We start from the raw sequence: 20,277 nt of genomic DNA, 5'->3' as shown, positions 1-20,277 counted from the left end.
CCTATGGACGCCCGCTCGATCATTGCAAAGCTGCGGCAATCCGAAGTGCCCACGCGTGAAGAACTGATCTGGTTCGCACAAGGTTTGGCCGATGGCGGTGTCAGCGACGCGCAGGCCGGTGCTTTTGCGATGGCTGTTTGCATGGGCGGTTTGGGCGCGAAGGGCAGGGCTGATCTGACTGTCGCCATGCGCGACAGTGGTGAGGTACTAATCTGGGACGTAGACGGCCCGGTCATCGATAAGCATTCAACCGGCGGCGTCGGGGATTGTGTCAGTCTGGTTTTGGCGCCAGCTTTGGCAGAATGCGGTGCCTATGTTCCGATGATTTCAGGCCGGGGGCTGGGCCACACCGGTGGCACGCTGGACAAGCTTGAGGCCATACCCGGCGTCGGCACTCAAATCAGTCAAGACCGTTTGACGCAAGTACTACGTGACACGGGCGCTGCCATCGTTGGCGCAACGGGTCAGATCGCTCCAGCGGACAAGCGGCTATATGCTGTGCGGGATGTGACAGCGACGGTTGAAAGCTTGGACCTTATCACGGCCTCGATCCTGTCAAAGAAGCTTGCCGTCAGCCCGGATGCTCTGGTGCTTGACGTCAAAGTCGGCAGCGGCGCGTTTATGAAAACCATTGAAGATGCCCAAAAATTGGCATGGGCACTCACCGAAACTGCGAACACTGCGGGATGTCGAACCTCGGCTGTCATTACCGATATGAACCAGCCCTTGGCGCCTGCATTGGGCAATGCGTTGGAAGTGGCCGAGGTGATGAAGACACTTACGGGTGCGACGAAGTCCCCATTGGCAGAGATTTCGGCCGAACTGGGCGGTGTGCTGCTATCTGACGCGGGGATGTGTGACACGGTGGATTTGGGTCGCACGAAAATCGCCGAGATCATCGCTGATGGGCGCGCCGCAGATCGGTTCGGTCGGATGATGGCCGCTGTTGGTGGCCCGGTGCAGTTTGTCGATACATGGGCGCGTTTCCTGCCCGAGGCAAACGTGATCCAAGAAGTGCCCGCACCCAGCGATGGATATGTCACCGCCATAGATGGCGAGGCGCTCGGCCTTGCTGTTGTGGCGCTGGGCGGTGGGCGTCAGGTGGAGAGTGATCAGATCGATCCGGCCGTTGGTGTGTCGCAAATCCTTCGGCTGGGGGATCGGGTTGCAAAGGGCGAAACGCTTGCATGTGTGCATGCGGCACGCGAGGACGCCGCGCATCGCGCAGCGGCAACCATTTCTGCAGCAATGACGATTCACGACAAACCCACCGCGGCGCCGAACCTTGTGCACGAAAGGATCACCGCATGACCCGTGCGTTTCTGGTGGTGATGGATTCCGTCGGTATCGGCGGCGCGCCGGACGCAGACCACTTCTTTAATGGAGAAACCCCAGATACCGGGGCCAATACGTTGGCGCATATCGCGCAGGCCTGCGCTGAAGGACGGGCTGAGGAGGGGCGATCAGGTCCCTTGCACCTGCCAAATCTGGATGTGTTGGGTTTAGGGGCCGCCACGCGGCTCGCGTCAGGGGATGCAACGCCGGGCATGGATGCCGACCCGACGGGCCTGTGGGGCTGTGCGCGTGAACATTCGCCCGGAAAAGACACCCCGTCAGGGCACTGGGAGCTGGCCGGAGTTCCCGTTCCGTGGGACTGGCATTACTTTCCCGACACAAAACCGACCTTTCCAACCGATCTCGGCCGGGCCGCAGCCGAAGCTGCCGGTACCAATGGCATTCTGGGGGATTGTCATGCCTCAGGCACAGCAATAATCGCCGAGCTGGGGGCCCAGCACATGCGCTCGGGCTGGCCAATCTGCTATACCTCTGCCGACAGCGTCTTTCAGGTCGCGGCGCATGAGGAGAGCTTTGGCCTCGATCGGTTGCTGGACATGTGCCAGACGCTTGCGCCGCGCTTGCATGACATGAAAGTGGGTCGCGTGATTGCCCGCCCGTTTGTTGGATCGCCCGAGACAGGCTTTACCCGCACCACCAACCGCAAGGATTTCGCAATCCTACCGCCCGCACCGGTCTTGACCAACTGGGCGCAGGATGCGGGGCGTCGGGTTCACGCGGTCGGAAAGATCGGGGACATCTTCTCGATGCAGGGGATTGATACGCTGCATAAGGGATCGGATGCTGAGCTGATGCAGCATTTGTCCAACCTCGTGGACGAGGCAGAAGACGGGAGCCTGACGTTCGCCAACTTTGTCGAGTTTGACAGCCTCTATGGCCACCGCCGTGACATCAGCGGCTATGCTCGTGCGCTGGAGTGGTTTGACCGGGAACTTGGTATGATCCTGCAAAGACTACGTCCGGGTGACCTGTTGCTGCTGACGGCTGACCATGGCAATGATCCCAGCTGGATCGGCACTGACCATACGCGTGAACAGGTTCCGGTTTTGATTGCTGGGTGTGGGACAGGCCAGATCGGACAGGTTGAATTCGCTGATATCGCCACCAGCATCGCCCATCATCTGAACATTCCGGCGCAAGGGCCGGGAAGGACTTTTCTATGACCGTCGCTAACCTACCCAAAATCGAACTGCATCTGCATCACGAAGGGGCCGCCCCTCCGGCTTTCATCCGTCAGCTGGCGCATGAAAAGCGTATTGATCTGAGTGGCATATTCAAACCGGACGGGTCATATGACTTCCGTGATTTCGCGCATTTCCTCAGCGTTTACGAAGCCGCCTGTGAAGTCCTAAAAACACCCGAAGACTTTCGCCGTCTGACATTGGCCATTCTGGAAGAAAGCGCCGCGAACGGCGTGGTTTATTCTGAAACCTTTCTTAGCCCTGATTTCTGCGGTGGTGGTGATCTACATGCCTGGCAAGACTATCTGAACGCCATTCAGGACGCAGCTGATGAGGCCGAGGATAAGTTTGGCATTACTCTGCGTGGTGTCGTCACCTGTGTCCGCCACTTCGGTCCTGAACAGGCCAAGCGCAGCGCCTATTGTGCCGCGGAAACTGCCGGCAACTGGATCACCGGATTCGGCATGGGCGGCAACGAATCCATTGGTGCCCAAGGTGATTTCAAATGGGCCTTTGAATGCGCGCGCGAGGCGGGTTTGCAACTGACCACCCACGCAGGTGAATTTGGTGGCCCGGAAAGTGTTCGCGATGCCGTCCGCGACCTGAACGTCGAACGGATCGGTCATGGTGTGCGGGCTATCGAAGACCCTGACCTTATACACGAACTGGCCGACCGGGGTATCACGCTGGAAGTATGCCCGGGTTCTAATGTGGTTTTGGGTCTGTTTCCCAATATCGACGCCCATCCGATTGCGCGGCTGCGTGATGCCGGGGTCAACGTCACCGTCTCAACCGATGACCCGCCGTTTTTTCACACGACCATGCGGCGCGAATATGAGATGTTGAATGCAGCCTTCGGCTGGGAGGCGGAGGATTTTGCCGCTTTGAATGAAACCGCCCTGAACGCGGCCTTTTGCGATGAAGACACGCGTGCGCGGGTCAAGAAAAGACTGGAGATAACATGAGCGAACATCTGACCGTCGTTGATCACCCGCTGGTGCAGCACAAACTGACGCTCATGCGGGACAAAGGCACTTCGACCGCCGTGTTCCGGCAGTTGCTGCGCGAGATCACCTTGTTGCTGGCCTATGAGGTCACGCGTGAGCTGAAATTGACCACCCGCCACATCGAAACCCCGATGGAGGAGATGGATGCCCCCATTCTGGCGGGCAAAAAACTGGCGCTGGTGTCGATCCTGCGGGCCGGGAACGGGATGTTGGACGGGGTGCTGGAACTGATTCCATCAGCACGCGTCGGGTTTGTCGGGCTGTACCGCGATGAAGAGACGCTGAAGCCGGTCCAGTACTATTTCAAAGCGCCCGAGGGGCTGAAAGACCGACTGGTAATCGCGGTTGATCCGATGCTGGCCACCGGCAACAGTTCGGCCGCAGCCATTGATCTGCTGAAAGAGGCCGGTGCCACCGATATTCGCTTTCTCTGCCTGCTGGCCGCTCCAGAAGGCGTTGCACGCATGAAAGAGGCGCATCCGGATGTGCATATCGTGACGGCCGCGCTTGACCGCCAGCTCAATTCCAAAGGCTACATCATGCCGGGTTTGGGCGACGCGGGCGACCGAATGTTTGGCACTAAGTAATCCAGCCTATTCGCCGCAGATATTTTGTAGCTGGACCCAGTCACGGTCCGGCAGCACCTGCTCCAGCGCGCGTCCAGCCATCGGGTCGGCCTCAATCAGGCCGAGCACCGTTTCGCCGGTGATGTCGCGCGCATAAGCGTATGGGGTTGAAGGAAGTGCCGCCTGTGCAAAGACGGCCAACAGGTCCTCTTCGCCAACTGCGGGGCGTGGCTGTGACAGAACCTGTTCGGTGTACGTGTCCACAATACTCGGCGTCAGACGGCCAGTTGTCAGCAAACGGAAGGCTGTTGATGGCCCGGTCCGGTCCAGCAAGTCTTCCAGCGGATCCTGGTTTTCGGACCGTGCGCGTTCTGCGATGACATAGCCCGCGGCAACAGCGGGGTCTTCGTGATCCTCGACCAGCGAACGGCTTAGCAAAACAGTACCGCCAGGCAGGCTCAGGCTGTCCCTTACTCCGGCGGGCAGGATAACGATCTGGCGCACTCCAGTACGCCGGGCCAGCCGATCCAGTGAGGCTTGGGCGTCCGGTGAGGCGCATGCCTGACCTGAAACCCGCTCAATCCGATGTAGGATTGTATCGCCGATCTCCTGCCGTTTGACCTCAGGTACGACCGAGACCACATGGCTTTGCAAAGCGGCTGGTAACCACAACAGCAACACAGCGAGCACCGCAACAACAACCCCGCCGACACTTAGCCATCGCAAACGCCCCGGATGCGGGCGGGACCGGTCGATGGCGCGCTGGAGGCGGTCGATCGCCTCAAGCATCGTTGTCTCGGCCTCGGCCAGTTCCAGCGTTTCATCCGGATCACCGTCAGGATTGAAGATCGCAGGAAAATCCCCTGGATTCTGCCGTTCGAGCGCGGCCAATGACCAATGCGTCAGTGCCTTGTCATTGAAATCGGAAATCGTAAGCGTGGCTTTACCAATCGACACAACAACCTCGCGCCGCTGCTCATCGGGCGAGGGGCGCCACAGACCGGTGGCTTCGATCCGCTGGTACTGTTTCAGGGCCGTCATCGGGGTGAAGTCTGCTCATTATTGTTTTGCTACAGCTTAGCATGGTGAAATCACATGGCGCAAACCTGTTGCTTCACCATTCGGAATTGTGCTGGATACGTCAACGCGCAGAGGTTCGGGGTCGCCGACCTTTGAAACTGGGTAAAGGCGCAGAATGCAGTCAGACAAAACAACGTCACCGATACTCGCGTCGGTCCTGATGGTCAGCGCCATGGCGATCATCGGGGTGATCGATAACGTCGTGATCTTGCTGGCCGATACTATCGGGCTGTGGCAATTCCACCTGAGCCGGGCTTTGTTGATGTTGCCACTTATCGCAGGTCTGTCGCTTTTTGGGTTGGGTGGATTGAGGCCAAAGCGTTTGGGCCCGGTCATTTTGCGAAGCGTGCTGATCACGATGGCCATGCTGTTTTATTTTGCGTCGCTGGCGATGATGCCAATTGCGCAAGCTTTGGCGGGGTTGTTTACGTCGCCGATTTTTGTGCTGCTGATCTCATCCTTGGGGCTGAAACAAACCATTGGACCTTGGCGCATAATGGCCGTTCTAATCGGCTTTACCGGCATTTTGTGTGTGCTGCAGCCGAACCCGGGCGAATTCGATGCCAAGACGCTCCTACCAGTTGTCGGAGGGTTGTTTTACGCGCTCAGTTCGATTGTCACCCGTAGCCACTGTTCGGATGAAAGTACGGTGGCACTGTTGGCCAGTATGATCATTACGCTGGGCCTTGCAGGTGCGATCGGAGTTGCAGTTTTGTCGGTGTTCCCCATCGCTTCACCGGAGGGGCCGGATGGGTTTGTTTTCCGGGGTTGGGTCTGGGACATGCGACCGGCCGTATCGTGGATCCTGATACAAGCCTGTGGATCGACCGTCGCCGTTTTCATGCTGATCAAGTCTTATCAGATAGGCGAGCCGTCTTATGTGGCCGTTTTTGAGTACTCGGTAATGATCTTCGGCCCGCTTTTTGCATGGGTCGCGCTAGGCCAGACCATCGGAACCATGCAGATCGCCGGTATCGCGTTGATCGCAACCGCCGGCGCGCTGCTGGGGTGGCGGGCAGGGCGCGCGCCCGCGGGGCAGGCGGCGACGTGATCATCTCGACCAGTCAACGCTATGTCTTTGTTCATATCCCTAAAACGGGGGGGACCTCGCTGATGCAGGCGCTGGAACAAGGGGTGAGCGAGGATGACATTCTATTTGGCGACACCCCCGTTGCAATAACGCGCCGTGCGCGGGCCAAAACGTTAGACGCTCGTGGGCGTTTATGGAAACACTCGACGCTGGCGGATATCGATGGGGTATTGCCTGAAGGTGAGTTGCAGAACTTGTTTGCCTTTACCATGGTACGCAACCCATGGGATCGGATCGCCAGCTATTACCATTGGCTACGGGTGCAGAAGTTTAACCATGCGGCGGTGGCCCTGGCGAAAACAACAGATTTTGAAAGCTTTGTATTAAATCCCGCGATGCTGCGCTCGTTTCAACAACATTCTGCCGGATCCTACATGACAATGGCGGACGGGTGCGAGCACTGTCAGGCGTACATCCGGCTTGAGCATTTCGAACAAGACGCCGACCCGATGTTCAGGCACTTGGGCTACAAGGTGGATTTGTCGCATCTGAACCGCTCGACCAGACAGCAGGATTATCGCCAATACTACAAAACACAATCTGCCGAAGCGGTGGCGCGGGCCTGTTCAGAAGATATTCAGAGATTCGGATATCAGTTTGATACGGGGCGTTAACGATAGTTTCCAAACGCGCATAAAACGGCGTTAACTTCGCAGCTCTGTCCAAAGAATAGCGGTCAAACGAGCCCTTGATGGCTCAATTTGGGCGCAAATATGTCGAAAATAAGTCGGACCTTCATTTTTGTGCTAGCACATATGGACAAGTTAATTGTGCCATAAGGGGGTGCGGCACGTGTTAGAAGTAGTGAGTGTTTCAGGTTTTTTAGATCAAACCGGTGATGTTGATCAGGCCTTTTTGAGTGAATCGGTAAACGCGCGTCGGAGCGGGCTGGTAGATGGCACTAAAGTCGCCACAACCCGCGGATGGAAACTGGTAGAACAACTTGTGGCCGGGGATCTGGTGCGCACGTTGGACAATGGCTTCAAAGAAGTGCGCCGGATTTCTACGAATACAGTAACCATACGCGCCGGCGAAAACCGTGTTGAGTATTTGCCGGTGTTTGTCCCTGCGAGGTCGGCCTACAATGGGCGACCGGTCTGGCTGATGCCCGAGCAGGGGATGGCCCTGAATCTCGGTAAGGTCGATCCCGAAATCAGTGGGTTTTCCATTGTTCCGGCCAGATTGCTCAGCGGCGCAGGCCAGCTGACGTCACAAGCGCCTGGCGCGACGTTTGAGGTCAGTTCGTTGTTCTTCGATGCGGATGAGATTGTCTTTGTCGAAGGTGGCCTTCAGGCATATTGCCCATCAGGACGTTTTACTATGCGAAACACGCCCGGGAATTCGGGCTATGATGTTGTTGAAGACGATGAAGCCATCGTGCTTGTAAATTCGATTGCAAAGAGTGGTGATATGTCGGCCCTCGCAAACCCATTGGGTGCATTGCCAGCGCCCATCCCGCAGGAAACGGTTTTACCGGTTCGTCCACCCAGTGGAATTCGCCGACCGGGTCGTCCGGGCCGGCCAGATGTGCCGGCTTTGTTTCTGCGGTCTGAATGGCAGACCTAACCAAACATTGAAAACGATGCAGGCGCGTGATTTCACGCGCCTGCATCACCGGTTCAAGCGGCTTTGGCTTCAGGGTCAAAGCGGCCATAGAAGCTTTGGCCTTTCTCTGCCATCTCGCGCAGCAGCGGTGGACATGCAAACCGGTCTCCATACGCTTCGGTCAACTGGTCACAGCGCTCGGCCGCGTAAGGCGTGCCGATGATGTCCAGCCAGCTCAGCGGGCCACCGGACCATGGCGCAAAGCCCCAACCCAGGATGGCGCCAACATCGCCTTCGCGGATGTCTTCCAGAACGCCTTCTTCCAGCGCGCGAACGGCTTCCAGAACCTGCGCAAACATCAAGCGTTGCTGCACTTCAATCAGGTCAGGCTGATCCTCTGCCAGCGGATACTTATCCTGCAGACCTTTCCAGTATTCGGTGCGCTTGCCCTTTTCGTCATAATCGAAGAAGCCAGCATTTGCCTTGCGGCCAAGGCGGCCCTGTTCTTCCATCCAGAAGATCAGATCGTCAGACGGGCTTTCCGGATAGGCGTTGCCCATCGCCGCTTTGGTCGCACGAGCGATCTTGGCACCCAGATCAATCGAGGTTTCGTCAGTCAGCTGGATCGGACCAACCGGGAAGCCCAACTGACGTGCCGCATTGTCGATCAGGATCGGGCTAACACCCTCGGTGATCATGCGCGCGCCTTCGTTGATGTAAGGGATAATGCAGCGGTTCGCGTAGAAGAAGCGCGCATCGTTGACCACGATCGGTGTCTTGCGGATTTGCCGCACGTAGTCCAGCGCCTTGGCGACCGCGCGATCACCGGTTTCTTTGCCTTTAATGATCTCGACCAGGAACATCTTTTCGACCGGCGAGAAGAAGTGGATGCCGATGAACTGATCCGAACGCACCGAGGCTTTCGCCAGATCAGAGATCGGCAACGTCGAAGTGTTCGAGGCAAAGATGCAATCTTCGGGGATGATTGCCTCGACCTTTTTGGTCATCTCGGCCTTCACACCCATATCTTCGAACACGGCCTCGATGATCAGATCGCAGCCTTTGAGATTGTCCAGATCCGGCGTCGCGGTGATGCGACCCAGCATGGCTTCTTTCTTTTCAGCTGTGACCTTACCGCGCTTCATACCCTTATCCAGATAGGTCTCGGTATAGGCTTTACCCTTGTCCGCGGCTTCCTGATCGCGGTCGACCAGAACCACTTCCATTCCGGCCTGAGCGGATACCAGCGCGATACCCGCACCCATCATGCCCGCACCCAGAACGCCGATCTTCTTGACCGACTGATCCGGTACACCAGCGGGACGCACAGCGCCCTTTTCCAGTGCTTCCTTGTTCAGGAACAGCGACCGGATCATCGCGCCCGACGACGGATTCATCAGCACGGAAGTGAACCAGCGCGCCTCGATTTTCAGGGCGGTGTCGAAATCAACCAGCGCCCCTTCGTAAACTGCGCTCAGCAGAGCCTTGGCCGCCGGGAAGGCGCCCTGGGTCTTGCCATGCACCATCGCCGAGGCACCGACAAAGTTCATGAAACCTGCTGGATGGTAGGGCGCGCCTCCGGGCATCTTGTAACCTTTGGCATCCCAAGGCTTGACGATATCCGCGTCTTTGGCGTTCAGCACCCATTCCTTGGCGGCTGCAAGCGGATCTGCGGCGATCTCGTCAATGTACCCTGCGCCTTTGGCCTTTTTTACGTCCAGCATCTTGCCTTCCAGCAGGAGCGGTGCAGCCGCGATGGCGCCGACCTTGCGCACCATACGGGTGGTGCCGCCTGCGCCGGGGAAGATGCCGACCATGATTTCGGGCAGGCCATATTTGGCCTTGGGGTTTTCGGCCGCAAAGATGCGATGCGTGGACAGGGGAAGTTCCATGCCAATACCTGCGGCGGTGCCGGGCAGGGCGGTGGCAATCGGCTTGCCGCCCTTCTTGGTCTTGGCGTCCATACCGGCCATTTCGATCTTGCGCAGCAGGGCGTGCATCCGCATCGTGCCATCAAATAGGCCCTTGGCGGGATTGTCGCCCGCTTCTTCCTTCATCACGGCCAGCAGGTTCAGGTCCATTCCGCCCGCGAAAGAGCCTTCTTTGCCGGACGTTACGACGATGCCTTTGACATCCTCATCGGCCAGAGCCTGATCGATGCAATCGCTCAGCTGTGCAAGACCGTCAAAGGACATCACATTCATGGTTTTGCCGGGGACGTCCCAAGTGATAGTGGCGACGCCGTCCGCGTCTTTGCTCAGAGTGAAATCAGTCATTGCCATCTCCAATTTGGTCAGCCGTCAGCGGGCTGCCATCTTTGCGGGTGAAAGAGAATCCGTTCTCATCATCCTTCACCATCATGTCTAAATCGCTGTAATAGCCGGTCTCGGTCGGGGTCCGTGTGCCCACCACCAGAAAGGTCATGGGCGCATCGGTCTTGTTCACAAGGTGATGGCCGTTAGCTTCACCTGCGGGCCAGGCGGCGCAATCACCGGGCTGCATATCGTGTTCGCCATCATCATCGATCAGCGTGCATGAGCCGCTGAGAATGATGGCAAACTCGTCCTGCTCCATGTGGTAATGGCGCAGCGAAGACAGGCCCTGCGGTTCCAACCGCACGATATTGACCCCGTATTGAGACAGGCCACCTGCATCTCCGACGCGCTGGGCGAAACGACCTGCGGTTGCTTCGGCCAGCTTGCCGGGATAGGACGAGCCACCTTGAAACGGGATCTGAGAGAGGTCCAGCTTGGGCATCAGACGCGCTCAATGATAGTCGCCGCACCCATTCCAGAGGCGATACACAGCGTTGCGAGGCCAGCTTCTTTGTCCTGACGCTCAAGCTCATCCAGCAGGGCACCGATGATCATCGCGCCGGTGGCACCCAACGGGTGGCCCATCGCAATCGAGCCGCCGTTGACGTTCACTACGCCGGGGTCAACATCAAACGCCTGCTGGAACCGCAACACGACCGAGGCGAAGGCTTCGTTCACTTCGAACAGGTCCAGATCGCTTATCTTCATGCCGTTATCGGCCAAGATTTTCTCGGTCACCGGAACCGGGCCGGTCAGCATGATGGTCGGATCGGTGCCGATCTTGGCAGTCGCCTTGATACGGGCACGCGGTTTCAATCCGTACTTTTCGCCGAATTCCTTGTTGCCGATCAGAACCGCTGCCGCACCGTCCACAATGCCCGAGCTGTTGCCGGCGTGGTGGATGTGGTTCACGCGCTCAAGATGCGGGTACTTCAGCATTGCCACCTTGTCGAATCCAGGCATCTGCTCGCCCATCATCTGGAAGGACGGGTTCAACGCGCCAAGGCTTTGCATGTCTGTGCCGGGGCGCATGTATTCGTCGCGGTCAAGAATGGTCAGGCCATTTTGATCCTTTACGGTGATCACAGACTTTTCAAAGCGGTTGTCTTCCCAAGCCGCCGCCGCACGTTTCTGCGATTCAACCGCTAGTGCGTCTGCGTCATCACGGGTGAAACCGTACTCAGTGGCGATGATATCGGCCGAGATACCCTGTGGTACAAAGTAAGTGCCCATCGCCAGTGAAGGATCAACGGCAATCGCCGCGCCGTCGCTGCCCATTGCCACACGGCCCATCATCTCAACACCACCAGCGATGTAAGCTTGGCCTGCGCCGCCTTTGACCTGGTTTGCGGCCAGGTTCACGGCCTCCATGCCAGATGCGCAGAAGCGGTTGATCGCCAGGCCGGGGATCGATTGGTCCAGATCCGAGGCCAGAACTGCCGAGCGCGCCAGACAGCCGCCTTGTTCCATCACCTGCGTGACGTTGCCCCAGATCACATCCTCAACGGCGTGGCCTTCCAGGTTGTTGCGCTCTTTCATGGCGTTCAGGGTCACGGCGGACAGGCGCACCGAGGTCACCTCGTGCAGGCTGCCATCCTTACGGCCCTTGCCGCGCGGAGTGCGCAGGGCGTCATAGATATATGCTTCAGTCATGGGGTCTCTCCTTAAGCGCGATCCGACGGGTTGCCGGGCATCAGGTCATAGGGGTGTTTCCAACCGGGCTGCTCGGAAAGACGAGTCAGCCAGGCGTCGATATGAGGCCAGTCGGCGCGGTCAAAGCCGAAAGGTTCGGGGTAATACAGATAGCCGCAGCAACTAAGATCGGCGTTGGTCACTCCGTCGCCAACGATCCAGTCGCGGCCGTTCAGATGATTGTTCAGAACGTCGTAGGCCGCTTTCAAACGCCCTTGATTGAAAGCGATGACATCCGGGTTGCGGTGTTCTTCGGGCAGAAAGTTGATCAGAAATCGGGTCAAGCCTGCCATCGAACTAAGCTTGTGGTTGTCCCACAGCACCCAGCGCAGAATGTCGTAGTTCTCTTCCCTTGTCTTGCCGCCGAACTTGCCGGATTTCTCGGTTACATAGGCCTGAACAGCGCCCGATTGACTGGTGCGGAATTCACCGTCGATAAGAACCGGAGCCTCGCCCAACTCATTGACCTCAGAACGGTATTCGGGTGTGCGCGTGACGCCTTTGAAGAAATCGACGAAGACTGGCTCCCACTCCAGGCCGGACATCTCGAGCGCCAACGCGGCCTTGTAGGAGTTTCCACTTTCTCCAAAACAATGAAGTTTGATGGTCATGCGATCGCCCCTCCCAAGGCGCTTTTGGCTCAGCCGGAATTGAGTATTTTTGAAAAGATGAAGGTTTAACAGTAACCTTTGATCAACCTTCTTCCAGTTCAATGGTTGTGCGGTACAGGCTGGAGAGCCGATGGCCGCAAAAGGTGAAGTCGTCCCTGTCCTGATGGCGAGTGCGCCCGGTGGCAGGGGCGCGTCCTGCCTTCATCTTTTCACAAATACTCCCGCCGGAGGCGTCCGGCCTTTAGATTACCGCTGGTCGATGAGTGGCTCGAACTGCTTTTATCCTTTCGTACTCTTGGTTTGGAATTGAAGGTACTCAGGCGCGCGGTCAGACCAAAGCACGCTGCCATTCATGTCCAAGCGTTTCCTGGGTCAGGATGATTTCACCCGAACCCAGTTTGAGATCAGAAGTTTGCCGCGTCCAGAGCCATAACCGTGTCCGCGCCGGTCTGAATACGCGCCAGGTGCATCCCCGTAGCAGGCAGGCGACGCGCCATGTAGAAACGACCGGTGTTGATCTTGGTTTCGTAGAAGTCTTTGTCCGATGCGCCACCGTCCAAAGCTTCCTGAGCGGCCTTGGCCATATGTGCCCACATCAAACCCAGGCAAACATGACCGAACATGTGCATGAAGTCGTACGAACCAGACAGGGCGTTGTTCGGGTTTTTCATACCTTCCTGCATGAAATACATGCCAGCGGCCTGCAGATCTTTCGACGCGGCTTTCAACGGTTCGATGAAGGCCTTGTCATAGGCTTCGTCTTTGCCGGCGTTTTCCTTGCAGAAGGTTTTGACCATGTCGAAGAAGGCCATGACGTGCTTGCCGCCATCCTGCGCCAGCTTACGACCGACGAGATCCAGCGCCTGGACGCCGTTGGCTCCTTCGTAGATCATCGCGATGCGAGCGTCGCGGGTGTATTGCGACATGCCCCATTCTTCAATGTAGCCATGTCCACCGTAGACCTGCTGGGCCTGAACGGTCATGTCGTAGCCTTCATCGGTCAGGAAGCCCTTGATAACGGGCGTCAGCAACGAGATCAGTCCATCCGCATCCTTGTCGTTGGACCGATGCGCCTTGTCGATCATCGACGCGCCCCACAGGATGAATGCACGAGCGCCTTCGGTGAAGCTTTTCTGGTCCATCAGATTGCGACGAATGTCGGGGTGCACGATCAGCGGGTCGGCAGGACCGTCCGGATTCTTTGCACCGGTCACATCACGACCTTGCAGGCGATCCTTGGCGTACTCCAAAGCGTTTTGATAAGCAGCTTCGGCTTGGGACAGGCCCTGCATGCCGACACCCAGACGCGCTTCGTTCATCATGGTGAACATGGCGCGCATGCCTTTGTGCTCGTCGCCCAACAGCCAACCGGTGGCTTCGTCATAGTTCATGACGCAGGTTGAGTTGCCGTGGATGCCCATCTTCTCTTCGATCTTACCGACCGAGACACCGTTACGCGCACCGACTGAACCGTCTTCTTTGACAAGAAACTTGGGCACGATGAATAGGGAGACACCCTTGATACCGTCAGGCCCGCCGGGGATCTTCGCCAGCACCAGATGGATAACGTTGTTGGCCATGTCGTGATCACCGGCCGAGATGAAAATCTTCTGTCCGGAAATCTTGTAGCTGCCGTCGCCTTGAGGTTCTGCCTTGGTTCGCATCATACCCAGGTCGGTTCCGCAATGCGGTTCCGTCAGGTTCATCGTGCCGGTCCATTCACAGCTGACCATGTTTGGCAGGTATTTGTCTTTTTGCTCGTCGGTTCCGTGCGCCAGAATGGCCGAGGCCGCACCATGGGTCAGGCCCTGATACATCACAAACGCCTGATTGGCGCCCGAGAACATCTCACCCACGGCTGTACCCAGCACATAGGGTATGTTCTGGCCTCCATACTCTTCCGGCATGTCGAGGCCAGTCCAGCCACCTTCCTTCATCTGCTCGAAGGCTTCTTTGAACCCTGTGGGCGTATAAACAATGCCGTTTTCCAGGCGGCAGCCTTCGGTATCGCCGACCACGTTCAGCGGATGCAGAACGTTGGTGGCGACTTTGCCTGCTTCTTCCAGAACAGCGCCGGTAAACTCGGCTTCAAGTTCGTTGTATCCCGGAATATCTGATTCCGAGATTTTCAGAACGTTATGCAGAATGAACTGCGTGTCTTTTGTTGGCGCGTTATAGACGGGCATGTGAAGCTCCCTTAATTCATATGTCCGGGTGACAGGCAGTCGAGAGGTTTACTCGGCGGCCTTCTTTTCCTGTTTCATCGAGGCAATGACTTTTTCGCCCCAACGCAACTGCTCTTTCAGATCGTCGATCGCTTGTGTCAGTTCTTCACGGCGCGATTCCATGTCCGCCAGACGCTCGCACGCGATCTCGAATGTGCGGGACATCTGGGTCACCTGTTGGTCACCTACATGGTACAAATCCAGAAGCTGGCGAATCTCTTCCAGGCTAAATCCGAACCGTTTGCCGCGCAGGATCAGCTTGAGCCGGGCGCGGTCGCGTTTGGTGAATAGCCGTTTCTGCCCCTCGCGGTGCGGAAACAACAGCTCTTTGGCCTCATAGAACCGCAAAGTACGGGGCGTGACGTCATAGGTCTCGCACATCTCGCGGATGGTCATCAGATCTTCAGTCATTCGTCATACTCTCGTCACTGGCATAATGAGCTATGAGTTGCGTAGTTGATACGCGCTTTACAACACGTGAGTGACGTTGACGTAATCCAGACGCTGCGTCACTTTTAAGTTGACGTAACATCTGAACGCGTAAGGAGCTTTTGACGCAGTTTTCTTTCCGCAGCGTCAACCGAATTGATGGCGTTTTTGAGCAGCGCGTCGAATAAATAGATGCGCATTCTTACGGGCGTGTCGGTTTCGAGCGGCGCCATTCTCTATCCCGACAGGGCGATGTCTCAGCCTATTGACTTAAACGTTTGGTCCCGAAGGCGCTTGAGTTCATCCATGGCTTCGTCCAGCTGCTGGCGCTGCTGACGAAGTTCATCCATTTGACGATCGGCCATTTCAACAAAAGTTGCCATCTGCGCCTTGTTCCCCTGATCTTCATAGATCAGCAGCCACTGCCGAATTTCTTCCAGTGGAAAGCCGAATTTGCGCCCACGCATGATAAGCTTCATGCGGGCGCATTCGCGCGGGCCATAGAATCTGGATCGGCCTTCCCGATCGGGCTGCAGCAACTCGATATACTCGTAGTATCGCAGGGTGCGCGGCGTCACGTCGAACTCGGCGCACATCTCTTTGAATGACAAACGTTTGTCGGACATTCCTGGTCTCCTCGCCAGCAACCTAGGGCGTCGTGGCGGCAAGCGCAACAGGTGGGCTTGCCCTTTGATTGGGCTGCGGCTCATAAAGGGGGGCAAGACAACAGGACAAAACCAAATGGTCGACAAGACAGTACTCGCCCGGCAGTTCATCGAGGCGATCCCGCACGCAAGGGCGCTGGGCCTTAAGCTGATGCAGATCGGTGAAGGTGAGGCCGAAATCTCGATGCCGTACAACGAGGATCTGATCGGAGATCCGCGTACTGGCGTCATTCATGGCGGCGCGGTGTCGACCATTCTGGATACCTGCTGCGGCGCTGCTGTGATGAGCCATCCGGCTGCACCTGGCGGCACTGCGACCATCGACCTGCGCATCGACTATATGCGCGCCGCGACGCCGGGGCAGACGATCACTGCCCGGGCCAGTTGCTATCACATAACCCGTAACGTCGCCTTTGTACGGGCGACCGCCATGGACGAAGATCATGACGACCCGGTGGCCACCGCCTCGGGATCTTTCACGGTTGAGGGGAAGTAAAATGGCCAGACCCCGCCCCGAACCGATTCAAGTTGTCAAACACCGGCGCGATGCAGCATTGCGCGCGCTGGTGGATGGCGTGCCGTATATCCGTTTCCTCAATATCAGTTTCGATCGACGTGGAGATGAACTGACAGGTGTCCTGAATTTTGACGACAAACTGATTGGAAACCCTTTGCTGCCTGCCATTCATGGGGGTGTTACCGCTGCTTTCCTGGAGGTCACGGCCGTGATCACCCTGAGTTGGGAGCATATGTTCCCCCGCATCGAAAGCGGTGAGATTGATGCGGATGCCATCATGACTGACAAGAGCATTCGATTTCCCAAAACAATCGACTTTACCGTTGACTACCTACGCTCGGGCCTGCCCCGAGACGCATACGCGCGGGCGTTCATCAACCGCGCAGGTCGGCGCTATGCTTCCGTACGTGTCGAAGCCTGGCAGGATCACCACAGCAAGCTGTTTGCACAGGGAACGGGTCACTTCCTGATGCCGCAAAACCGCACCGACAAAAGCTGACACATGCAGGACGCGTCGGCACCGATAACCCACCGGCGGGTGCTTAAAGTTGCATTGCCGATTGTTCTGTCGAACGCCACCGTTCCGATCCTGGGGGCCGTGGATACAGGCGTTGTCGGCCAGATGGGCCTTGCGGCACCAATCGGAGCAGTCGGAATCGGCGCAGTGATCTTGTCGACGATCTACTGGATCTTCGGCTTTCTGCGCATGGGTACAACTGGCATGGCGGCCCAGGCGCGCGGGGCTGGGGACGTTGCTGAGACACGCGCCTTGTTGATACGCGGTCTCTTGCTGGGGGTCGCAGCAGGGTTGTTTTTCATCGTCGCACAGGTTGCCGTTTTTGCTGGCGCTTTTGCGCTTTCCCCGGCCAGCCCCGAGGTCGAGGGGCTGACCCGTGACTACCTTGAGATCCGGATATGGGGCGCGCCTGCCACCATCGCCCTTTATGCAGTAACAGGGTGGTTGATCGCGGTTGAACGAACGCGTGGTGTGTTCGTGCTACAGGTCTGGATGAATGGCCTGAACATCCTGCTGGACCTGTGGTTCGTATTGGGTTTGGGCTGGGGTGTCGAAGGTGTCGCCGTAGCGACATTGATCGCGGAATGGACCGGGCTGGCCTTGGGGTTGTGGCTTTGCCGCGATGCCTTTGAGGGCAAGCTGTGGCGCGACACAGCGCGTATTTTCAACGCCGAGCGTCTGCGTCGGATGCTGCAGGTCAATGGCGACATCATGATCCGTTCGGTTCTGTTGACGGGTTCGTTCACAACCTTCCTGTTCGTCGGTTCTGATCTGGGTGACATCAATTTGGCGGCCAATCAGGTACTGCTTCAGTTTCTGGAAATCACGGCTTTTGCGCTGGATGGCTTTGCCTTTTCTGCCGAGGCGCTGGTTGGTGGTGCCGTTGGCGCACGCGATCGGTATCAGGTGCGGCGCGCCTCTGTGATGGCTTCGCAATGGGGCGTCGGTGGCGCCGTGCTGTTGGGCGCTGTCTTTTTCATCGCGGGGCCCGCATTGATCGATCTAATGTCCACCTCGCCCGAGGTGCGCGAAGCCGGGCGAGAATACCTGATCTGGGCCGCGCTTGCCCCGGTGATAGGGGTGGCGAGTTGGATGTTCGATGGGATCTATATCGGGGCGACCTGGACGCGGGCAATGCGGAACGCGATGCTGCAATCCGTGGCGATCTATGTGGTGGCTTTGTTTGTTCTGGTACCCGCATTTGGTAACCATGGTTTATGGGCTGCGCTTATGGTTCTGAACATTGCACGGGGCGTAACACTGGGCTGGCGCTATCCCAAGCTCGAAGCACAGGTCGCCTAAAGCAAGCCCAGCAGGTTTTCCGGAGGACGCCCAAGCGCGGCTTTGTTGCCTGCAATTGCCAGGGGGCGTTCGATCAGAATCGGGTTTTCGGCCATTGCACGTATCAGGTCCTGTTCTGGTGAGGATTTCGTCAGGCCGAGCTCTTTGAAAAGCTTTTCACCCGTTCGCATTATTCCAATCGCCGTCACGCCCAGCAGGGTTTGTGCAGTTCGAAGCTCATCCTCCGAAGGCGCATCCTCAAGATACTTCCGCAGCTTGATCTCCTCGCCTTGATCTTCAAGCAAGGCGAGGCCTTCGCGGGACTTTGAACAACGCGGGTTATGCCAGTATTCGATCACAACCAGTCCTCTCTTTTGCTGCCAACGGCTTGCGCCACAGTTTCAAATCCATCGCGGGCAAGCAACTGATCCAGCCCCTGTGCAATGTCCGAGGCCAAGGATAAGCCGCCATAGACCATTGCGGTGTAAAACTGCACGGCCGACGCGCCCGCGCAGATCTTGGCATAAGCCTGTTCCGCAGTGCTGATGCCACCAACACCGATCAATGGAATTGATCCGTTCGTCAATTCGCTAAGCTGGGCCACAACGCGGGTCGATTTTTCAAATAACGGCGCACCGGACAAACCGCCCGCTTCGCCCTTGTGCGCGCTGCGCAAACCGTCGCGCGACAGTGTTGTGTTGGTAGCGATCACCCCGTCAACGCCGGTTTCTCGGGCGACCTCGGCGATGTCTTGCAGTTCCGCCGGAGTTAAGTCTGGTGCGACTTTCAGGAACACAGGGATTGGTTGGGGAAGGGTGTCGCGGGTTTCGATCACACCGCTCAGCAGCGCGCTCAACGCGGCTTTGCCCTGCAAATCACGCAGTTTCTCAGTATTCGGCGAGGACACATTGACCGTCGCGAAATCCAGATGCGCGGCGCAGTGTGCCAGCACCTTGGCGAAGTCGCCGGGCCGGTCATCGCTGTCCTTGTTGGCGCCCAGATTCAGGCCTATCACTGCGTTTTTCGTACGGTTGGCCAGCCGCTGGGCCATGACCTGCATGCCGTCATTATTGAAGCCAAAGCGGTTGATGGCAGCCTTGTGCTCGGTCAACCGAAACAGGCGCGGCTTTGGGTTTCCGGGCTGCGGTCGTGGTGTGACTGCGCCAACTTCGATGAAGCCGAAACCTGCCTGAGACAGCGGGCCAAGAACTTCACCGTTCTTGTCAAATCCAGCGGCCAGTCCAACCGGGTTTGGCAAGTTCAGCCCCGCAACTTGGGTCCGCAGGCGTGGCGAGGTGACCGGGCCCGGGGCAGGAGCCAAACCGGCCTTCAAAGCCTTGATCGATATGGCATGTGCGGTTTCCGGATCCAAGCGATGTAAGGCGGCAAGCACCAGCTTCTCGGTCAGTTTCATCCGAATGCATCCCCACCATCGGCCGAACCGCAGCGGATAAGGCGCGACGTTTCCACTGCGGCCTGACGATGGATCACCGCAGCCTGATAGACTGGGTCGGTTACCATCTCAAGAAACGCATGCGCCGTCGGATAGTGGGCAATGAAGACCTCGTCCCAAATCTCATCTGATGGACCGATCAGGGTGGTTTGGAACTGGCCGCGCCACATGATCGACGCGCCCAGCCGGGCAATGACCGGCGCGGTCGCGGTGCCATAGTTGCGATAGGCTTGCGCGCCCGTCAGGCCCGCTTTGGCCAGATTGTGATCCGCCGGGTAGTTCGCCGTGGTCCGAAACTTGACCAGATTCAGCATCTCGATAGGCTGATCCCGATCCAGCGCCTTGAAGGCTTCGAATTGCGCGCGTTCGGGATCGATATAGGCCGTCATACCATCTCCTCAGGGAAGCTATGGTACTGCCCGTCAAAAGGTAAGGGCCGAGACCAGACTACATCCGTTATCTGAATCTGCCGGTAAAGATGTGGGAACTCTGCTCCACCGCGCGAAACCTCCCATTTCAGATCGTGCCCCATTGCCGCTGCATCGCAGGCCAGAAGAACCAGATCTTCGACACCGGCAAAGTGCTTGGCGGCCGTTTCAGCAGCCTGTTCTGCGGACGAGAAATGCACAAACCCGTCGGTTACATCAATCGGCGCACCGTCCGAGGCACCGGTGGCCTGCAGGTGGGCCCATTCGTCGGCCCTGAAAATCTTGTATATCAGCATGACGTGGTGATGCCTCGCAAAGC

At 57.7% G+C, this 20,277-nt stretch carries 23 protein-coding genes; 10 read left to right on the top strand and 13 right to left on the bottom strand.

Annotated features, from left to right (window positions below; genetic code table 11):
- Nucleotides 1-3 precede the first annotated feature (3 nt).
- The 4 genes from Q1B13_RS04920 to upp are packed head-to-tail and all read left to right on the top strand — an operon-like array spanning nt 4 to nt 4,131.
- Nucleotides 4-1,311 (top strand): thymidine phosphorylase, encoded by a 1,308-nt coding sequence (locus Q1B13_RS04920; protein ID WP_299076596.1) that lies wholly within the window; start codon nt 4-6, stop codon nt 1,309-1,311.
- On the top strand, nt 1,308-2,519 hold the full coding sequence (locus Q1B13_RS04915; RefSeq protein ID WP_299076593.1) for a phosphopentomutase: 1,212 nt from the start codon (nt 1,308-1,310) through the stop codon (nt 2,517-2,519). Before Q1B13_RS04920 ends, Q1B13_RS04915 begins: the two co-directional genes overlap by 4 nt.
- Entirely contained in the window at nt 2,516-3,502 is a 987-nt protein-coding gene (locus tag Q1B13_RS04910; protein ID WP_299076590.1) for an adenosine deaminase, read from the top strand. The genes Q1B13_RS04915 and Q1B13_RS04910 overlap by 4 nt, the downstream gene beginning before the upstream one ends.
- Nucleotides 3,499-4,131, top strand: a complete 633-nt coding sequence (upp, locus tag Q1B13_RS04905; RefSeq protein ID WP_299076587.1) for a uracil phosphoribosyltransferase — start codon at nt 3,499-3,501, stop codon at nt 4,129-4,131. The genes Q1B13_RS04910 and upp overlap by 4 nt, the downstream gene beginning before the upstream one ends.
- Before the next feature lie 6 nt (nt 4,132-4,137).
- Here the strand turns inward: upp and Q1B13_RS04900 are convergent, their stop codons facing one another.
- Nucleotides 4,138-5,151 carry a hypothetical protein gene (locus Q1B13_RS04900; protein ID WP_299076584.1) on the bottom strand — a complete coding sequence of 338 codons (1,014 nt, stop codon included), beginning with the start codon at nt 5,149-5,151 and terminating at the stop codon, nt 4,138-4,140.
- Between the two features lie 154 nt (nt 5,152-5,305).
- On the opposite strand from Q1B13_RS04900, the gene Q1B13_RS04895 reads away from it, so the two are divergent.
- The 3 genes from Q1B13_RS04895 to Q1B13_RS04885 all read left to right on the top strand — a co-directional run bounded on the left by Q1B13_RS04895 (nt 5,306) and on the right by Q1B13_RS04885 (nt 7,846).
- The gene (locus tag Q1B13_RS04895; RefSeq protein ID WP_299076581.1) at nt 5,306-6,241 is read left to right on the top strand and encodes a DMT family transporter; all 936 of its coding nucleotides are present in this window, start codon (nt 5,306-5,308) and stop codon (nt 6,239-6,241) included.
- Entirely contained in the window at nt 6,238-6,894 is a 657-nt protein-coding gene (locus Q1B13_RS04890) for a sulfotransferase family 2 domain-containing protein (protein ID WP_299076578.1), read from the top strand. The genes Q1B13_RS04895 and Q1B13_RS04890 overlap by 4 nt, the downstream gene beginning before the upstream one ends.
- Nucleotides 6,895-7,135: 241 nt before the next feature.
- Entirely contained in the window at nt 7,136-7,846 is a 711-nt protein-coding gene (locus tag Q1B13_RS04885; protein ID WP_299076575.1) for a Hint domain-containing protein, read from the top strand.
- A gap of 53 nt (nt 7,847-7,899) precedes the next feature.
- Here Q1B13_RS04885 and Q1B13_RS04880 read toward each other — a convergent pair whose 3' ends face one another.
- The 8 genes from Q1B13_RS04880 to Q1B13_RS04845 all read right to left on the bottom strand — a co-directional run bounded on the left by Q1B13_RS04880 (nt 7,900) and on the right by Q1B13_RS04845 (nt 15,723).
- The gene (locus Q1B13_RS04880; protein ID WP_299076572.1) at nt 7,900-10,101 is read right to left on the bottom strand and encodes a 3-hydroxyacyl-CoA dehydrogenase NAD-binding domain-containing protein; all 2,202 of its coding nucleotides are present in this window, start codon (nt 10,099-10,101) and stop codon (nt 7,900-7,902) included.
- Nucleotides 10,094-10,582 (bottom strand): cupin domain-containing protein, encoded by a 489-nt coding sequence (locus Q1B13_RS04875; protein ID WP_299076569.1) that lies wholly within the window; start codon nt 10,580-10,582, stop codon nt 10,094-10,096. Before Q1B13_RS04875 ends, Q1B13_RS04880 begins: the two co-directional genes overlap by 8 nt.
- Nucleotides 10,582-11,793, bottom strand: a complete 1,212-nt coding sequence (locus Q1B13_RS04870; RefSeq protein ID WP_299076566.1) for an acetyl-CoA C-acetyltransferase — start codon at nt 11,791-11,793, stop codon at nt 10,582-10,584. Before Q1B13_RS04870 ends, Q1B13_RS04875 begins: the two co-directional genes overlap by 1 nt.
- An 11-nt stretch (nt 11,794-11,804) precedes the next feature.
- A complete protein-coding gene (locus Q1B13_RS04865) occupies nt 11,805-12,443 on the bottom strand; it encodes a glutathione S-transferase family protein (RefSeq protein WP_299076563.1) in 639 nt (212 codons plus the stop codon).
- An 82-nt stretch (nt 12,444-12,525) separates the two neighbouring features.
- Nucleotides 12,526-12,648 carry a hypothetical protein gene (locus Q1B13_RS04860; RefSeq protein ID WP_299799714.1) on the bottom strand — a complete coding sequence of 41 codons (123 nt, stop codon included), beginning with the start codon at nt 12,646-12,648 and terminating at the stop codon, nt 12,526-12,528.
- 199 nt (nt 12,649-12,847) lie between these two features.
- Nucleotides 12,848-14,629 (bottom strand): acyl-CoA dehydrogenase C-terminal domain-containing protein, encoded by a 1,782-nt coding sequence (locus Q1B13_RS04855; protein ID WP_299076560.1) that lies wholly within the window; start codon nt 14,627-14,629, stop codon nt 12,848-12,850.
- A 48-nt stretch (nt 14,630-14,677) separates the two neighbouring features.
- A complete protein-coding gene (locus tag Q1B13_RS04850; RefSeq protein ID WP_120636255.1) occupies nt 14,678-15,079 on the bottom strand; it encodes a MerR family DNA-binding transcriptional regulator in 402 nt (133 codons plus the stop codon).
- Nucleotides 15,080-15,354: 275 nt separating this feature from the next.
- Nucleotides 15,355-15,723, bottom strand: coding sequence for a MerR family DNA-binding transcriptional regulator (locus tag Q1B13_RS04845; RefSeq protein ID WP_298936773.1), 369 nt, complete (start codon nt 15,721-15,723; stop codon nt 15,355-15,357).
- 115 nt (nt 15,724-15,838) lie between these two features.
- Here Q1B13_RS04845 and Q1B13_RS04840 point away from each other — a divergent pair, with 115 nt between their 5' ends.
- Genes Q1B13_RS04840 through Q1B13_RS04830 form a run of 3 tightly spaced genes read left to right on the top strand, consistent with a single transcriptional unit; the run spans nt 15,839 to nt 18,098 of the window.
- Nucleotides 15,839-16,258 (top strand): PaaI family thioesterase, encoded by a 420-nt coding sequence (locus Q1B13_RS04840; RefSeq protein ID WP_299076557.1) that lies wholly within the window; start codon nt 15,839-15,841, stop codon nt 16,256-16,258.
- Nucleotide 16,259: 1 nt separating this feature from the next.
- A complete protein-coding gene (locus tag Q1B13_RS04835) occupies nt 16,260-16,778 on the top strand; it encodes a PaaI family thioesterase (RefSeq protein WP_298936771.1) in 519 nt (172 codons plus the stop codon).
- A 3-nt stretch (nt 16,779-16,781) separates the two neighbouring features.
- Nucleotides 16,782-18,098: an MATE family efflux transporter gene (locus Q1B13_RS04830; protein WP_299076555.1), complete on the top strand. Its 1,317-nt coding sequence runs from the start codon at nt 16,782-16,784 to the stop codon at nt 18,096-18,098.
- On the opposite strand, the gene arsC is transcribed toward Q1B13_RS04830, so the two are convergent.
- Genes arsC through Q1B13_RS04810 form a run of 4 tightly spaced genes read right to left on the bottom strand, consistent with a single transcriptional unit; the run spans nt 18,095 to nt 20,254 of the window.
- Nucleotides 18,095-18,436, bottom strand: coding sequence for an arsenate reductase (glutaredoxin) (gene arsC / locus Q1B13_RS04825; protein ID WP_299076552.1), 342 nt, complete (start codon nt 18,434-18,436; stop codon nt 18,095-18,097). The two genes, Q1B13_RS04830 and arsC, sit on opposite strands and share 4 nt — an antisense overlap.
- Complete coding sequence (locus Q1B13_RS04820) at nt 18,433-19,491, bottom strand: quinone-dependent dihydroorotate dehydrogenase (RefSeq protein WP_299076549.1); 1,059 nt, start codon at nt 19,489-19,491, stop codon at nt 18,433-18,435. The genes arsC and Q1B13_RS04820 overlap by 4 nt, the downstream gene beginning before the upstream one ends.
- A complete protein-coding gene (locus tag Q1B13_RS04815; RefSeq protein WP_299076546.1) occupies nt 19,488-19,919 on the bottom strand; it encodes a DUF1330 domain-containing protein in 432 nt (143 codons plus the stop codon). The genes Q1B13_RS04820 and Q1B13_RS04815 overlap by 4 nt, the downstream gene beginning before the upstream one ends.
- Nucleotides 19,916-20,254, bottom strand: a complete 339-nt coding sequence (locus Q1B13_RS04810) for a DUF952 domain-containing protein (protein ID WP_299076544.1) — start codon at nt 20,252-20,254, stop codon at nt 19,916-19,918. Before Q1B13_RS04810 ends, Q1B13_RS04815 begins: the two co-directional genes overlap by 4 nt.
- Between the last annotated feature and the right edge of the window lie 23 nt (nt 20,255-20,277).

Source organism: uncultured Ruegeria sp. (assembly GCF_947489545.1).
In the GTDB taxonomy this organism is placed as follows: domain Bacteria; phylum Pseudomonadota; class Alphaproteobacteria; order Rhodobacterales; family Rhodobacteraceae; genus Ruegeria.
The sequence above is the reverse complement of the archived record's forward strand: the minus strand, read 5'-3'. Positions and strand labels throughout refer to the sequence as shown.

Excerpts from the sequence above, each read along its gene's own strand:
- Q1B13_RS04865 (WP_299076563.1), bottom strand. The coding sequence starts at position 12,443 with ATGACCATCAAACTTCATTGTTTTGGAGAAAGTGGAAACTCCTACAAG.
- Q1B13_RS04810 (WP_299076544.1), bottom strand. The coding sequence starts at position 20,254 with ATGCTGATATACAAGATTTTCAGGGCCGACGAATGGGCCCACCTGCAG.
- Q1B13_RS04830 (WP_299076555.1), top strand. The coding sequence starts at position 16,782 with ATGCAGGACGCGTCGGCACCGATAACCCACCGGCGGGTGCTTAAAGTT.
- Q1B13_RS04820 (WP_299076549.1), bottom strand. The coding sequence starts at position 19,491 with ATGAAACTGACCGAGAAGCTGGTGCTTGCCGCCTTACATCGCTTGGAT.
- Q1B13_RS04920 (WP_299076596.1), top strand. The coding sequence starts at position 4 with ATGGACGCCCGCTCGATCATTGCAAAGCTGCGGCAATCCGAAGTGCCC.
- Q1B13_RS04895 (WP_299076581.1), top strand. The coding sequence starts at position 5,306 with ATGCAGTCAGACAAAACAACGTCACCGATACTCGCGTCGGTCCTGATG.
- Q1B13_RS04870 (WP_299076566.1), bottom strand. The coding sequence starts at position 11,793 with ATGACTGAAGCATATATCTATGACGCCCTGCGCACTCCGCGCGGCAAG.
- Q1B13_RS04910 (WP_299076590.1), top strand. The coding sequence starts at position 2,516 with ATGACCGTCGCTAACCTACCCAAAATCGAACTGCATCTGCATCACGAA.
- Q1B13_RS04880 (WP_299076572.1), bottom strand. The coding sequence starts at position 10,101 with ATGACTGATTTCACTCTGAGCAAAGACGCGGACGGCGTCGCCACTATC.
- Q1B13_RS04900 (WP_299076584.1), bottom strand. The coding sequence starts at position 5,151 with ATGACGGCCCTGAAACAGTACCAGCGGATCGAAGCCACCGGTCTGTGG.
- Q1B13_RS04855 (WP_299076560.1), bottom strand. The coding sequence starts at position 14,629 with ATGCCCGTCTATAACGCGCCAACAAAAGACACGCAGTTCATTCTGCAT.
- Q1B13_RS04875 (WP_299076569.1), bottom strand. The coding sequence starts at position 10,582 with ATGCCCAAGCTGGACCTCTCTCAGATCCCGTTTCAAGGTGGCTCGTCC.
- Q1B13_RS04850 (WP_120636255.1), bottom strand. The coding sequence starts at position 15,079 with ATGACTGAAGATCTGATGACCATCCGCGAGATGTGCGAGACCTATGAC.
- Q1B13_RS04915 (WP_299076593.1), top strand. The coding sequence starts at position 1,308 with ATGACCCGTGCGTTTCTGGTGGTGATGGATTCCGTCGGTATCGGCGGC.
- Q1B13_RS04845 (WP_298936773.1), bottom strand. The coding sequence starts at position 15,723 with ATGTCCGACAAACGTTTGTCATTCAAAGAGATGTGCGCCGAGTTCGAC.
- Q1B13_RS04815 (WP_299076546.1), bottom strand. The coding sequence starts at position 19,919 with ATGACGGCCTATATCGATCCCGAACGCGCGCAATTCGAAGCCTTCAAG.
- Q1B13_RS04840 (WP_299076557.1), top strand. The coding sequence starts at position 15,839 with ATGGTCGACAAGACAGTACTCGCCCGGCAGTTCATCGAGGCGATCCCG.
- Q1B13_RS04835 (WP_298936771.1), top strand. The coding sequence starts at position 16,260 with ATGGCCAGACCCCGCCCCGAACCGATTCAAGTTGTCAAACACCGGCGC.
- upp (WP_299076587.1), top strand. The coding sequence starts at position 3,499 with ATGAGCGAACATCTGACCGTCGTTGATCACCCGCTGGTGCAGCACAAA.
- Q1B13_RS04860 (WP_299799714.1), bottom strand. The coding sequence starts at position 12,648 with ATGAAGGCAGGACGCGCCCCTGCCACCGGGCGCACTCGCCATCAGGAC.